This window comes from Sediminitomix flava (assembly GCF_003149185.1).
GTDB lineage: Bacteria > Bacteroidota > Bacteroidia > Cytophagales > Flammeovirgaceae > Sediminitomix > Sediminitomix flava.
In genome coordinates, this window is the sequence record NZ_QGDO01000007.1 from 226,692 (window position 1) to 240,154 (window position 13,463).

General features: G+C 33.8%; 13 protein-coding genes. 6 read left to right on the forward strand and 7 right to left on the reverse strand.

Translation table 11 applies throughout. The features are described from left to right. Nucleotides 1-32: 32 nt before the first annotated feature. From BC781_RS21430 to BC781_RS21450, 5 genes are all read left to right on the forward strand, one after another. Nucleotides 33-368, forward strand: a complete 336-nt coding sequence (locus tag BC781_RS21430) for a hypothetical protein (RefSeq protein ID WP_109621787.1) — start codon at nucleotides 33-35, stop codon at nucleotides 366-368. A 57-nt stretch (nucleotides 369-425) separates the two neighbouring features. Then, nucleotides 426-965, forward strand: coding sequence for a GRAM domain-containing protein (locus tag BC781_RS21435; RefSeq protein ID WP_109621789.1), 540 nt, complete (start codon nucleotides 426-428; stop codon nucleotides 963-965). Nucleotides 966-1,236: 271 nt separating this feature from the next. Next, nucleotides 1,237-1,848, forward strand: coding sequence for a fumarylacetoacetate hydrolase family protein (locus BC781_RS21440; protein WP_109621791.1), 612 nt, complete (start codon nucleotides 1,237-1,239; stop codon nucleotides 1,846-1,848). A gap of 48 nt (nucleotides 1,849-1,896) precedes the next feature. After that, the gene (locus BC781_RS21445) at nucleotides 1,897-3,840 is read left to right on the forward strand and encodes an ABC-F family ATP-binding cassette domain-containing protein (RefSeq protein WP_109621793.1); all 1,944 of its coding nucleotides are present in this window, start codon (nucleotides 1,897-1,899) and stop codon (nucleotides 3,838-3,840) included. Nucleotides 3,841-3,939: 99 nt separating this feature from the next. Beyond that, nucleotides 3,940-5,052: a glycerate kinase family protein gene (locus BC781_RS21450; RefSeq protein ID WP_109621795.1), complete on the forward strand. Its 1,113-nt coding sequence runs from the start codon at nucleotides 3,940-3,942 to the stop codon at nucleotides 5,050-5,052. Nucleotides 5,053-5,165: 113 nt separating this feature from the next. Here BC781_RS21450 and BC781_RS21455 read toward each other — a convergent pair whose 3' ends face one another. The 6 genes from BC781_RS21455 to BC781_RS21480 form a co-directional block, all read right to left on the reverse strand. Continuing rightward, nucleotides 5,166-6,191, reverse strand: coding sequence for a radical SAM/SPASM domain-containing protein (locus BC781_RS21455; protein WP_109621797.1), 1,026 nt, complete (start codon nucleotides 6,189-6,191; stop codon nucleotides 5,166-5,168). Nucleotide 6,192: 1 nt separating this feature from the next. Further along, entirely contained in the window at nucleotides 6,193-6,999 is an 807-nt protein-coding gene (locus BC781_RS21460) for a DUF3298 and DUF4163 domain-containing protein (protein ID WP_109621799.1), read from the reverse strand. 187 nt (nucleotides 7,000-7,186) lie between these two features. Then, nucleotides 7,187-7,420: a T9SS type A sorting domain-containing protein gene (locus BC781_RS25895; RefSeq protein ID WP_109621800.1), complete on the reverse strand. Its 234-nt coding sequence runs from the start codon at nucleotides 7,418-7,420 to the stop codon at nucleotides 7,187-7,189. A 39-nt stretch (nucleotides 7,421-7,459) separates the two neighbouring features. Beyond that, a complete protein-coding gene (locus BC781_RS21470) occupies nucleotides 7,460-8,320 on the reverse strand; it encodes a fibronectin type III domain-containing protein (RefSeq protein ID WP_109621801.1) in 861 nt (286 codons plus the stop codon). Between the two features lie 103 nt (nucleotides 8,321-8,423). Continuing rightward, the gene (locus BC781_RS21475; protein ID WP_109621803.1) at nucleotides 8,424-9,689 is read right to left on the reverse strand and encodes a sterol desaturase family protein; all 1,266 of its coding nucleotides are present in this window, start codon (nucleotides 9,687-9,689) and stop codon (nucleotides 8,424-8,426) included. Between the two features lie 138 nt (nucleotides 9,690-9,827). Then, entirely contained in the window at nucleotides 9,828-10,613 is a 786-nt protein-coding gene (locus tag BC781_RS21480; RefSeq protein ID WP_109621805.1) for a LytR/AlgR family response regulator transcription factor, read from the reverse strand. Between the two features lie 210 nt (nucleotides 10,614-10,823). On the opposite strand from BC781_RS21480, the gene BC781_RS21485 reads away from it, so the two are divergent. Further along, nucleotides 10,824-11,213 carry a VOC family protein gene (locus BC781_RS21485; protein WP_109621807.1) on the forward strand — a complete coding sequence of 130 codons (390 nt, stop codon included), beginning with the start codon at nucleotides 10,824-10,826 and terminating at the stop codon, nucleotides 11,211-11,213. Between the two features lie 64 nt (nucleotides 11,214-11,277). Here the strand turns inward: BC781_RS21485 and argS are convergent, their stop codons facing one another. Beyond that, entirely contained in the window at nucleotides 11,278-13,182 is a 1,905-nt protein-coding gene (gene argS / locus BC781_RS21490) for an arginine--tRNA ligase (RefSeq protein WP_109621809.1), read from the reverse strand. Nucleotides 13,183-13,463: the final 281 nt, after the last annotated feature.

Below are 13,463 nucleotides of genomic sequence, written 5' to 3' on the forward strand. Positions count from 1 at the left end.
GGGTATTTATTTTTATTAAAATTTTTCATCTAATGTCAGACAAGAATAAAAACAAACTGATTATTGCTATTGTAGTCATCATTGCCCTCATATGTACTTACCTACTCCAATTCTTAGAAGGAGAAATCAGATCATATCTAATCAATAATGGTGAAAATCAATATATGTTTTCATGGTGGTTTTTCGCCCTTGATTCTTTATTAACCGTTCTAATCATTTTGGGATTTCTCAATGCTATATGGTCGGTTTCAATTTCAAAAAAGTTCAAAATACTTTTAACTGTAGTATCATTGATCTCCTATGTATATCTCTTGGTAAATAGAGCTAATTTACTTCAATTACTAAATGAAATTCATCAATCTAGTTAAGGTAGCTTATTGTTGTCTGCTTTTGATTTTTTATTATTAAACAAAAACAATTTACTCATGGAAATAGGAACAAATAAATTAAATCTCAATTGGAAAAAGAGGATATTCCTAATTTTAGCTTTATTTTCTTTTTACTCTATACCTCTGATTTTATTTGAATTAGCTGTTGATAACAAGATTGAGTCAATTGAAAAAATATTATTAGAAGGTTTGATCTTTGGTTTATGTATGGCTTTTATTTTTCCTTTTGGACTAGAAGTTCTTGCTAAAAAATTAAGTAATTCTATCTCACCTAATTTAGATGCTTCAGAGAAAATTGAAATAGAAGGAGGAGCTAGTCTATTTCAAGGAAAAGAAGCCGTTGGTGGTAAGATTTTCTTGACTAATAATAAGATGATATTTATACCTCATAAGTTTAATATTCAGAAAAAAGAATTAGAAATACCTTTTCTGAAAATCAAAGAAGTAACAGGCAGAAAAACTGCAAAAGTGGTAGATAACGGTTTACGAATTGTACTTGAAAATGATGATTATTTCGACTTCATCGTCAATGAACGAGATGTATGGATAGAAAAAATTACAGAAAGAATTAAATAAAACCCCGTATAATAAATGGCTCAATTACAGGCTGTTTACTGAATCTGTATTCGATTCCTTATACGTCGAAAACTTATGAGAACTTAGTAGACTATCTTAATCGAGATAGTCTATTTTTTTATCTAAACCTAGTAATTGAAAGTAGTTATTTCCTGTCCGTCAATCATATTTATAGAGTTTACAACCTACAGATTTCACTTATCTTCACTTCATACTCTCACATCTAAATTTAAAAAGCATTATCTTTGGATGTTAAATCAAAATTGTCTGTATGAAAATCATAGCTATAGGTCGAAATTATGCGGAACATATCGCAGAACTTGAAAATGAAAGACCAGAAGAACCAGTTATTTTTACAAAGCCAGAAACGGCATTACTAAAGGATGGATTACCATTTTATCATCCTGAGTTTTCTGAAAATATTCATCATGAGATTGAAATCGTAGTTCGAATCAATAAAATGGGTAAATACATTCAGAAAAAGTTTGCTAAAAACTATTATGATGCAATTGGTCTAGGAATTGATTTTACAGCAAGAGATTTACAATCTAAACTAAAACAAAAAGGATTGCCTTGGGATATTGCCAAAGGCTTTAATGATTCTTCTCCAATCTCAGAATTTTTACCTGTAGAAAATTTCTCAAACCTTCAGGATATTGATTTCTCATTGAAGGTAAATGGAGAAGTTAGACAAGCGGGAAATACTGCGGCTATGCTTTGGCAAATTGATGAAATAATAGCCTATGTTTCTCAGTTTTTTACTCTGAAAAAAGGAGATTATATCTTTACAGGAACGCCAAAAGGCGTAGATAAAGTAAATATTGGAGACCGACTAGAAGGTTTTATTGGAGAGCAAAAAATGCTCGATTTTGAAGTTAAGTAATTTTGGGTTTCCAGCCCGTATGAATAAGGATAAAGAAGGGAAGACAGCATGTTGACACTACAAAATATATCATTATACTTTGGCTCTCGTACCATGTACAGAGATGCTAACTTACACATTAAACCAAAGCAACGTATAGGTGTAATTGGAGCCAACGGAGCAGGAAAAACAACATTACTAAAAGTAATTAATGGAGATATTCTTGTTGATGAAGGACAAGTTTCTAAACCCAAAGACCTTTCTATAGGATTCTTGAATCAGGATATGCTTTCGTACCAAACTCAAGAGAGTATTTTGCATGTGGCTATGCAAGCATTTGGTCCTGTTTTGGAAGTCCAAGATAAAATGGATGTTGTCATCAAAGAATTAGAAACAAATTACTCTGATGATTTAGTCAATAAGCTTTCCAAGTTACAAGAAGAGTTTGAACGAATGGAAGGTTATACCGTTCAAGCTAAAGCTGAAGAAATTTTAGCTGGGCTAGGGTTTACCAACGACGAATTGCAACAACCTCTAGTTGAATTTTCTGGAGGATGGCGAATGCGTGTGATGTTGGCCAAACTGCTCCTTCAACGCCCAGATGTTTTGATGCTTGATGAGCCTACCAACCACTTGGATTTACCTTCAATTGAATGGTTAGAAAACTATATATCCTCTTTTGAAGGAGCTGTTCTGATTGTTTCTCACGATAGAGAATTTCTTAATAGAGCTGTTAATGTTACTGTGGAAGTTTCTGGAGGACAGCTTACCACATATTCAGGTAACTATTCTTTCTATCTTGAAGAGAAAGCAATGCGAAATGAGGTCCAAAAAAACGCATTTGCCAATCAGCAACAAAAAATTAAACAGACAGAACAGTTTATCAATCGTTTTAGAGCACAGGCTACCAAAGCAAGGCAAGTACAGTCTAAGGTGAAAATGCTTGACCGTATGGAACGAATTGAAGATGTGAGAGAGGATAGTGCGGCTATTGATTTCGATTTTAGGTTCAGTACTCGCCCGGGTAAAATCATCTTCGATATGAAAGATGTTGATAAAGCTTATGGACCTAAAAAGATTTTTGAAGATGCTCAAATAGCTATTGAAAGAGGAGATAAAATCGCACTTATTGGAGCCAACGGTAAAGGTAAATCAACTCTTCTACGTATGGTTGGTGGTACTGAAGGACCTGATAAAGGCGATTGTAAGCTAGGACATAATGTAATTCCGTCTTTCTATGCTCAACACCAATTGGAATCTTTAACTCTTGAAAATGAGATTCTACAAGAATTGTCACAAGCAGGTTCTGATAAGACAGAGTTAGAACTTCGTACTATTCTTGGTGCTTTTCTATTTACAGGCGAAGATGTATTCAAGAAGATAAAAGTACTTTCTGGAGGGGAAAAGTCAAGAGTAGCATTGGCGAAGACCTTGATTTCTGAAGCAAATTTCCATCTACTTGATGAACCTACCAACCACTTGGATATTGTATCTGTAAATATCCTAATTCAAGCGCTCCAACGCTATGAGGGAACATTTTTGATCGTTTCTCACGACCGTTATTTTATCTCAAATGTTGCGACTAAAATATGGTATATCGAAGATCATCAAGTGAAAGAATACCCTGGTACATATGCTGAATATATGGAGTGGGTTTCAAAACGAAATATTGAAGAGAAACTAGAGCAAGACGGTACAAAAAGTGAAAAGCCCAAAAAGAAGGAAAAGAAACAGATGATTCCTTCGGAGAAAAAACAGTGGCAGAAGGACTTGAGAAAGGCTAAAAAAATGGTCGAAGAATCTGAGGCTGCTATTATGCAACTAGAGGAAGAAATCGAAGCTTTAGAAGGGCAATTAGCTGATGAAGCGGTGTTTACTGACCAAACTAAACTAGCAGAAGTAAATACAGCTTATGCTAAAGCAAAAGAAACTCTCGATCAAAAGAATGAAGAGTGGGAAACTTGGTTAATGACTTTGGAAGAGTTAGAAGAACAAGACCCAGATAAAATATAATTCTGATTATGATCTTGCGTAAAGCTAGACGCTAAAGAACAGAAGGTGAAGTCTTAATGTTTTAGGTAAACAAAAGACTTCACCTTTTTTCGTTAAAAAATGAAAGTACTCCTTATTCCTAATAATTTAAGCGATGCCTTATCTGCTGAAGATATTGTAGAAATTATGACCAAGAAATACCTTCAGCATAATCCCAATGATGAAATTGTAAAATTTCCAGCTAGTGATGGTGGTAGTGGTTTTTCAGAGTTAATGATCAATTTATTGGGAGGAGAAATTATTCATTGTCAATCCGTAGACCCTCTAGGATTTCCGATTAGTGCACATTATGGAGCTTTAGATGGTACCGCTATCATCGATATTTCTGATGTTTCAGGTATACATCTTCTCAATAAAAATGATAGTGATATTCTCTGTGCCTCCACTTTTGGTGCAGGTTTATTGATTAAAGATGCTTTAGACAAAGGTTATCGTAAAATTATCCTTGGAATGGGAGAGGGGTCTCCATCTGATGTAGGAATGGGATTATTGATGGCTTTAGGAATTGAATTTTTAGATGCCAAAGGAAATATTGCTCACAAGGGAGGGGGATTTCTAGACCGCATAAAAAAGGTTGACTTTAAGAATAAAGATAAAAGACTTGCTCAAACAGAAATAATCCTAGCCTGTGATAAAGCCAATTATTTGACAGGAGTAAATGGTCTCATTTATGGTTTTGTAAAAGGATACGGAGTATCAAAAATGTCACTTCAATTACTAGAACAAAACATTCTATCATTTGCAGACTTTACACAATCAGTTACTCAAAATGATATGAAATCCTTAAAATATGGAGCAGGCGCAGGAGGTAGTGTCGCAGGTTTGTGGGCTTATCTTGATTGTAAAGTCTCGAATGGTACAGAAGTATTTTTTGAGTATTTGAACTTTCAAGAACATGTAAAAAATACGAACTTAATTATCACTTTAGATAAACATATATACCCTAATTCTTTAGAAGGTTTTATGTCTGTGGTTATTAAATATGCCCAAGAAAATAATATTCCTGTAATTGCTTTGGGAGAAAATGTAGAAGTTGCGGATTATTTAGGAATAGATGCAGTTTTCCCAATGAATATAAAGCAAGCAGATGACAGAGAATCAGCAGAAAGAAAAGCAATTGAGTTCACTATTCATCAAGTATCGCGTATTATAAACTTGAAAAATAAGGATTAAAACACAGAGAATTGTTCTATGTTTCAATCCAAATATGTTTTCATTTAAAGATGCTTACTTGCAACAGTTAAATGTTCGTGTAGTAAATGATAACCTAATAAAGTTATAGGGTTTTAAATACTCGCATCTACCCATACTTCTGTTCCTTCTGTACAATTTTTACAGATTTCTATTTGAGAACGATCAGTAAAAACTTTTTTTCTAAAACTATTATATTTTTCTGAACGCCAAATAGCTTTAAAACTTGAATCTTTATGATTACCAATGATAAATTGAGCATCTTTATCAAAGCAGCAAGGTACTATTTTCTGATCCCAAGTAATCACACAAGAAGCCCAAAGTCTCCAGCATTCATTATCAAGCTTATTTTTTAATTTCCACTTACCATTTGTTGTAGGAATGTATCGACTATATTTTAAGTTACTAGGAATCAAATCTGAACCATCTTCATAATCATAAATCTGAGCAGTTTTGAACTTCACTTCATCAACTCCGTATTTTTTTCCTAACTCTTTTACTTCTTCAATCTGATGTTCATTGGGTTTCACTACCAAAAATTGGAATACAACATGAGGCGTAGCAGATTTCAGCTCTTTTTTCCACTTTATGATATTAGAAGTCCCTTCCAATACTTTCTCTAAATTTCCACCTATGCGGTAAGATTCGTATGTGTCTTGACTTGTTCCATCTATAGAGATAATCAAACGATCTAAACCTGATTCAACAGTTCTTTTCGCATTTTCGTCATTCAAATAATGTCCATTTGTAGATGTATTGACATAAATTCCTTCTGAAGAGGCATACCTTATCATCTCAAATAAGTTTTTATTGAGGTAAGGTTCTCCTTGAAAGTATAAAGTCAGATAGATCAGTGTTTCTTTTAGTTCATCAATCGTTTTGAAAAATGTAGTATTTTCAAGCATTCCAGTTGGCCTCGTAAAAGAACGAAGACCACTAGGGCATTCAGGACACCTTAAATTACAAGAAGTAGTTGGCTCATAGGAAAGACTAATCGGTAATCCTTTATGATGTATTTTCTTTGTGTATTTAGCTTTATAAAATGAGCTATAAACCAATGCCGCATTAAATACTTTCTTGAATGTTAGTTTGTTTAGTAAGTTTAAAGAGTCTTTTAGCATTTTACTTTCTAGTAATTTTTTGAATGATTGAATTTGGTTTTATGATTGATTTTAACTCAGTATAAGGTATCTCGAAATGAATAGAACCTTTAGAATAAGGGGCTACAGCATAAAGAGGATACATGAACATTATACTTTTATGTAAGAGTGTAAATTCTTCAGGTACATAGAATTTATTTCTTGGAAAAGTAAAGTTAGCATCTAGTAAAGAACCTACTATTTTATGCTCTTGTTTAAACGCAGTTTCTCCAATTTTTTCTAGTATATGTTCATAGTTTTCTACAAATATATCTTCTAGTTTAATTTCTTTTCCAGTATCTGCATCAAAATTTTGGTAAGCATAGCCATAATTTGGGTGAGCTCCGCCTGTATACATGATCATTTCTCGTTTAAAGACAACGAGAGGAGGAATGTATGTACTGACATCTACACGAAACTGTGAAGTCCAATTATGCTTATAATCTTCATGTCTCTTGATAAATCGTTTGTAGTCAGAAACAAAATCTTTCATTTGTTTCTGAATTGTACTTTGTCCTTTTCCAGCAATACTTTCCTTTAAATCATGAAATACTTGAGCATTTATAACAGAGTCAGAGTTATAATTCTCAAGTTTTAAGATTGGATACTTTACATCAAAATAAGTTGAATCTATATCTTCCTTATTTCTCTTGAATGATTCATTTAAATGGACATATCTATCAATGATTTTTGCATCAATTCTTGCCTCTGCTAATTTTTCCTCTGGAGTTTGATTGGATTCACAAGCAACAAACATGATGCATAGAGTGATCAGAATTAAATTTCGCATAAATGGATGAATGGGATTAAATGGTTTTGTTACAGCTTAGAGGTATTTGTAAGTTAATAAGGATATGTGAAAATAGATTTTTAAAGATGATAGACCTTAGAATACTTCTTAATAAAAGATAAAAAGCCATCCCTAATTTATTAACTAGAGATGGCTTGAATTGTTAACCTACTTTTTTTCAAATAGATTATCGCTTAATTAGCTTATAAACTCCATTGTGATTTTCAGTTGTAAGTCGGATATAATATGTTCCACTAAGTTTGATTTCCTGACCTAAAACTAGAAGTTGATTTGGGCGGACATAATGTCTTTCTAATACTTTTTTGCCAATAGCATCATAAATTTCCACACGAACTTGTTCGTCTTTTATACTTTCAAGATTGATTTTGAATTCATCTATAAAAGGATTCGGATATATAATTGATTCAAAAGATCGAGTAAATTCAACTTTAGAAGTATTCTATTCTGCTCTACCAGTAGGACCTACAGGGTATTGACCTCCAGTGTAAATAGTAGCTCCAGCATTGGTTTGATAGGCGTAGTCTGTTATTGTAAATGAGCTACCATCTGAGGCTACATTAATGTGAAACCAACCATAGTAAATACTACCATTTTGTGTGACTTGGAATCCTATGTATCCGTCTTTACCATTCCATTCATTAAAATCAACTGAACTGACAAAATATTGGCTTGGTGAATCATAGAAATTACTTTGGGCATCAATTGCAACGTTTTCACCTAATACAGCAGTATTTGAAGAGTTTCCAACAGCCACTAAGTCTTTACCATAGGTTTCGAACCTTAGATTTCCTCCACTGTACCACCCTCCAAAAGCTGGATCATCTCCAATATCAATTCTGAAATAGTTCCAAGTATTAGATGCATCAGTAGTAATATCTTCAATGTCGACATAAACTACACCTGAGTTATCATTACAGGGTTGACAAGTTGATCCTCCACAGTCGATTCCTGTTTCATCTCCATTTTGTATTCCATCCGTACAAGTATCTATGGTAGAAGTAGATGTTATAACTATAAGTGAGTTGCTAATATTTGATTCATTACCCGCGGCGTCTGAAGCACTTACGGTAAATACATAAGTCGTACCTTCTGTAAGGTTTTGTGCTTGATATGAAGTAGTTAGTGAAGATTCTAGTAAAATACCATCTCTATACAAGTTGTAGGAAGTGACACCAATATCATCTACAGCAGTAGTCCAAGCTAAATCAATACTATTACTTGTAATATTTGAAGCAGAAAGTGTTGGAGTGCTAGGAGCTTGGTTATCATGAATATATATAAAGAAAACACCCTCATACATTTTACTAATTGTGAAATGATGAGGGTGTATTTCTATTGGACATCTCCAATATTTGTTAGATGGATGAACTTATTGATTGTCTGACTTATTGCTTCATAAAGTACTAAGGTTTAGTTTGTTTACTTGTTTGACGTATATATTTTTTCTCAGATTTCTTTCCCACAGCCACCGAATAGTATACGATACTAAGCCCAGCAGTAATTAAAATGATAATGGTTGACCAATTTTCATAGCTAGATATACCAGTGAAGTCCAGTACAAAAATTGCGGAAATCGCCATAAATAAAAGGCGAAGTATCTCGATAGGAGAAGCCCATGATTTAGATTCTAAAATGCCTCCCCAACTGATAATCATCCCAAATATCCCCACTGATAACAGTATTCTATGCCAATACAACAGTGGCAATTGAAGATTTATAGTGAAATAAAGGAATGCAACTCCTACTGCAACTTGACTAATAAGGTAATTCTTTGAATTAGCCATCGGATTGCTCTCATATTTCACTTGTTCCTCTTTATTATAACCGATTCTACCATTATTTGGATATGCCTCTAAATCACGAGGCCTCCAGCCAACAGGCATAAACCATATTCTTATTTTATCCCACCAATAATCGGTAGCCTTTGCATCATTCCACAATTGAGCCCAAAACTGGAAATTGATATGTATCGGGTTCCATGTTCTAGGAGGATGGGTAACACCGTAACATACCTCTTCAATTTCTTCCTCATAAGAACCAAACCATTTATCCCAAATGATCAGGAACTCGGAGTAGTTTTTGTCGATATACTGAGGATTTACCCCATGATGTACTCTATGATGAGAAGGAGTAACAAAAAACTTCTCAAACCATCCCATTTTATTAATTACAGCCGTATGATGCCAGTAAGCCAACAATAAATGAATAGCTGCCATGGCATATACCGATTCTGGACTAAATCCTACAACAACCAAAATCCAATCGAAGAATAGAAATTGGAATAATCGTTGGGTAAAACTAGCTCTAATCCCTACAGAAAGATTCATCTCTTCTGAAGAGTGATGAGCCATATGTGCTGCCCAGAAAATATTTACTGAATGCCCAATTCTGTGAAACCAATAGAATACAAAATCTTGTAGTAACAGTAACAGAATTAATGTATACCAAGTGATAGGAATTTGTATTGGCGCAAGCTCATATAACCATCCGTACCATTTGTATACAAAAAAGGCAACAGCCAAATTAATACATTGATTACCTATTCCTGTTCCTAAGTTCGTGACTGTATCCTGAAAAGGATATTTACCGTTTTTGGTTTTAGCAGAATAGATAATTTCTAAGACTAAAAGTAATACCACAATGGGTGTTACGAAAGCATAGACGTTCATAGTTGTAGCGTTGTTAATTGGTCGTAATATTTCAAATTTAGATGACTTACGATCAAAAAAATACTACTTAAACAGCTCTAGAGGCTATTTGTGGTCAAATGGAAGGGCTTTGTGGTGAAATTCCCTGATTAAAGAAGCTTAAGCAATCATATACTTATCGAAATTGGAATAGTAAGTCTTTGAAAGTGGAACTTCATCATTCAAATTTTTAAGAAAAATCTGGCCTTTTTTGGCATTTCCTTTCACTTCAGAAATCATTTCAGGGTTGACAAAATAACTTCTATGGCATCTGATAAAGTTGGGAAGTTGTTCAGAGATTTTGGAGAGTGTATTTCTGATCAACTTTGTTTGAACTTCTCCATTTTCATTTTTGTAGATGACTTCGACATAATTATTTGCCGATTTCAAGTATAAAATTTGACGCTGATCTAACTGAATGATGTCCGATTTTGTAGTTCCTTTTATTAAAGCTTTGTGCTCATTTGGCAATTCATAATTTGAACCATAAAGCTGTCTGAGTTTAATCAATATCGGAATCATGATAACACTAAAGGGAAGTGTTATTCGTAGGGTAAAAGAAAAGAAATCTTGCCAATAATACGTTAACTGTTTTATTACGGTAATATCATACCAATAGACAAGTAAACCACAAATCAAGAATAAGGTGAAAAGAATAAAAGCTTCGGTCTTGGTGTACCATATTTTTAATCTATTAAAAATGTAAGACTCGATAACTAATACAAAAAGATAGGAAACCAAGAAACAAATACAATACCCCCAAACCATCAATTTTGTACTTTCATCAGTCTTGAAAGGTTCAAGGAATAGTATAATGAAAGACATGATTGCAAATGCAATCATTGAAATTTTTAATTTGTTCTGCCAGTCAGCAACATAAGGGTAATAACTTTGTATCCTCTTCATGTTTTGTTAGTTGTTGTAGATGTTAATACTAGTAAAATCGTGGTTTTCTCTCTCCAAAAGAGTAAGGTTAATCCCGAAGGTACAAAAAATGTATCTGATTTGTGAATGTTAATTTTCAAGTCAATAAATCCAACAAGGATATTTTCATAAATTAACATTGATAAATTATTCAACTAGAGCTGATTTTATATTGCAATTACGCTTTTTACCATGAACTTAAATCAAGTAACAGTCCCATCATTAGATTTGGGTAAATCAATTCCTTTCTATCAAACATTAGGTTTGAAACTTATTGTACATTCTGCCCCTCATTATGCCAGGTTTGAATGTCCAGATGGACAATCTACGTTTTCAATTCATTTGGTTGAAGAATTACCAAAAGGAGAGGGAGTATACGTTTATTTTGAATGTGAAAATCTCGATGAAAAAGTAGCTGAATTGCTAGAGGAAGGGTTAACATTTGAAGAGCTCCCAAATGATAAAACTTGGCTTTGGAGAGAAGCCCGTTTAAAAGATACTGACGGAAACCAGATCATCCTATTTTATGCTGGCGAAAATAGGTTAAATCCACCTTGGAGACTTCAAGAAAGTATTTCATAAAAAAAGACGAGTAAAGTGATTGATACTTTACTCGTCTTAAATTTTTTATTCCTAAAAAGCTATCTTACATACGCTCCGGTGATTCAACACCAAGCATAGCCAATGCAGCTTTAATTGTTTTTTGTGTCATTGCAGATAAACCAATTCTGAAAGATTTTTTAGCTGAATCTTCTTCATTGAATATTGGCATTTCAGCATAGAATTTCGAGTACAATTTCGAAAGATCATAAACATAGTTGGCAATCACAGAAGGAGAATAATCTCTACCTGCTTCCGCAATTTTATCTTTGAATTTGCCTAAGAATTGAATCAGATCAGCCTCTACTTGAGAAAGTGTTTCCAATGATTCAAATCCTGAAGGAGCAATACCTTCCAACTCAGCTCTACGCAATAAAGCCGAAATTTTAGCATGGTTATATTGGATGTAAACACCAGTGTCTCCTTGGAAATCAATAGATTCTTCTGGGTTAAACATCATTTTTCTACGAGGGTCTACTTTTAGTAGGTAGTACTTCAAAGCACCCAATGCAAGGGTTCTATAAAGTGTTTTTGCTTCTTCCTCAGTGAAATTGTCAATCTTTCCTGACTCTTTTGTTCTTTCTTCTGCGATATCGATCATTCCATAGATCAAATCGTCAGCGTCTACAACTGTTCCTTCACGAGATTTCATCTTACCAGATGGAAGTTCTACCATACCATATGACATATGATAGATACCATCAGCATAAGAGCGACCAAGTTTTTGCATGATCAACTTCAACACTTTGAAGTGATAATCTTGCTCATTACCTACTACATAAACTGATTTAGAGATTTTGTAATCTTCGTATTTAAGATCAGCAGTACCCATATCTTGCGTCATATAAACTGCTGTACCATCGCCACGAAGAACTAGTTTCTCATCTAATCCATCTTCAGAAAGGTCAATCCAAACAGATCCATCTTCTTTTTTGAAGAAAACTCCTTTTTCTAATCCTTCTTCAACAACTTCTTTACCCAATAGGTAGGTGTTCGACTCTTTATACATTTTGTCAAAAGAAACACCCATCAGTTTATATGTCTGATCGAATCCTTCGTATACCCAGTTGTTCATTTTAGTCCAAAGGGTTACTACTTCTTCATCACCAGCTTCCCACTTACGAAGCATTTCTTGAGCTTCTAAAAGGAGAGGGGCATTCTTTTCAGCGAAAGTCATCAACTCTTTCAAGTCTTTGATCTGAACTTTCTCTTCGTCAGTAAGCTCTCCGTCTTTCCCTTTTTTCTCCAGCTCAGCTTTGTAAGATTTAGGGTCTTCTACATTTGCTAGAGAAGTATATTCTGATTTCTTTTCAATAGCCAACTCTGCAATTTGCTTTTTGCAGTGCTTATCGAATTCTACATAATATTTTCCTGCAAGGTGATCACCTTTCAATTCAGCTGATGGTTGTTCATCATTTCCAAACCTTTGGTAAGCCAACATAGACTTACAAATGTGAACTCCACGGTCATTTACCAAATTGGCTTTGATTACGTCATAACCGTTTGCTGAAAGAATATTTGACAAAGAATAACCTAAAAAGTTATTTCTTAGGTGCCCTAAGTGAAGTGGTTTGTTTGTGTTTGGCGAAGAATATTCAACCATTACATTTTGTCCTTTGCTTTCCAATTGGGCAAAAGAACTATCTTTCAACATGGCATCAAGAGCTTCAATCCAAACCTTATCAGAAATTACAAGGTTCAAAAATCCTTTAACCACGTTGAAGTCTGCAACAGCTGCATTATTTTCTTTCAAATATGCACCAATCGCATTGGCTGTTTCTTCAGGTTTTTGTTTGCTGATTCTACCATAAGGGAAGGTTACAAAAGTAAGAGCACCTTCAAATTCCTTTTTTGTTGGTTGAAGAGATATATCTGTCGATGCTACGTCTGCATCATAGAGTCCTTTAAACGCCTCGGAAATACCTTGGCAAATCAGTTGTTCGAGATTCATCGAATGATATTGATTTATAATTAGTGAAGGCAAATGCCTTTTATGAAGCAATTTTGCTGTTTCTATTTGAATTGACAAAATTAACAAAAAAACGAAGGATAAGAAGTTTAGATTCGAGTCTTCAGTGATATTCTGAATAAATTTTAGACGAAAGCTTTGTTTTTCAGTTCAATAAATAAACCTGAATTCCTTCTTTATCTTCAGATAGATACATCTATTTTGAATTCAAAATAGCTTTTGGGTTGGCATAAGCATCGATTTATCCTAAATTTGTCCGTTAA

Excerpts from the sequence above, each read along its gene's own strand:
- BC781_RS21430 (WP_109621787.1), top strand. The coding sequence starts at position 33 with ATGTCAGACAAGAATAAAAACAAACTGATTATTGCTATTGTAGTCATC.
- BC781_RS21435 (WP_109621789.1), top strand. The coding sequence starts at position 426 with ATGGAAATAGGAACAAATAAATTAAATCTCAATTGGAAAAAGAGGATA.
- BC781_RS21440 (WP_109621791.1), top strand. The coding sequence starts at position 1,237 with ATGAAAATCATAGCTATAGGTCGAAATTATGCGGAACATATCGCAGAA.
- BC781_RS21445 (WP_109621793.1), top strand. The coding sequence starts at position 1,897 with ATGTTGACACTACAAAATATATCATTATACTTTGGCTCTCGTACCATG.
- BC781_RS21450 (WP_109621795.1), top strand. The coding sequence starts at position 3,940 with ATGAAAGTACTCCTTATTCCTAATAATTTAAGCGATGCCTTATCTGCT.
- BC781_RS21455 (WP_109621797.1), bottom strand. The coding sequence starts at position 6,191 with ATGCTAAAAGACTCTTTAAACTTACTAAACAAACTAACATTCAAGAAA.
- BC781_RS21460 (WP_109621799.1), bottom strand. The coding sequence starts at position 6,999 with ATGCGAAATTTAATTCTGATCACTCTATGCATCATGTTTGTTGCTTGT.
- BC781_RS21470 (WP_109621801.1), bottom strand. The coding sequence starts at position 8,320 with ATGTATGAGGGTGTTTTCTTTATATATATTCATGATAACCAAGCTCCT.
- BC781_RS21475 (WP_109621803.1), bottom strand. The coding sequence starts at position 9,689 with ATGAACGTCTATGCTTTCGTAACACCCATTGTGGTATTACTTTTAGTC.
- BC781_RS21480 (WP_109621805.1), bottom strand. The coding sequence starts at position 10,613 with ATGAAGAGGATACAAAGTTATTACCCTTATGTTGCTGACTGGCAGAAC.
- BC781_RS21485 (WP_109621807.1), top strand. The coding sequence starts at position 10,824 with ATGAACTTAAATCAAGTAACAGTCCCATCATTAGATTTGGGTAAATCA.
- argS (WP_109621809.1), bottom strand. The coding sequence starts at position 13,182 with ATGAATCTCGAACAACTGATTTGCCAAGGTATTTCCGAGGCGTTTAAA.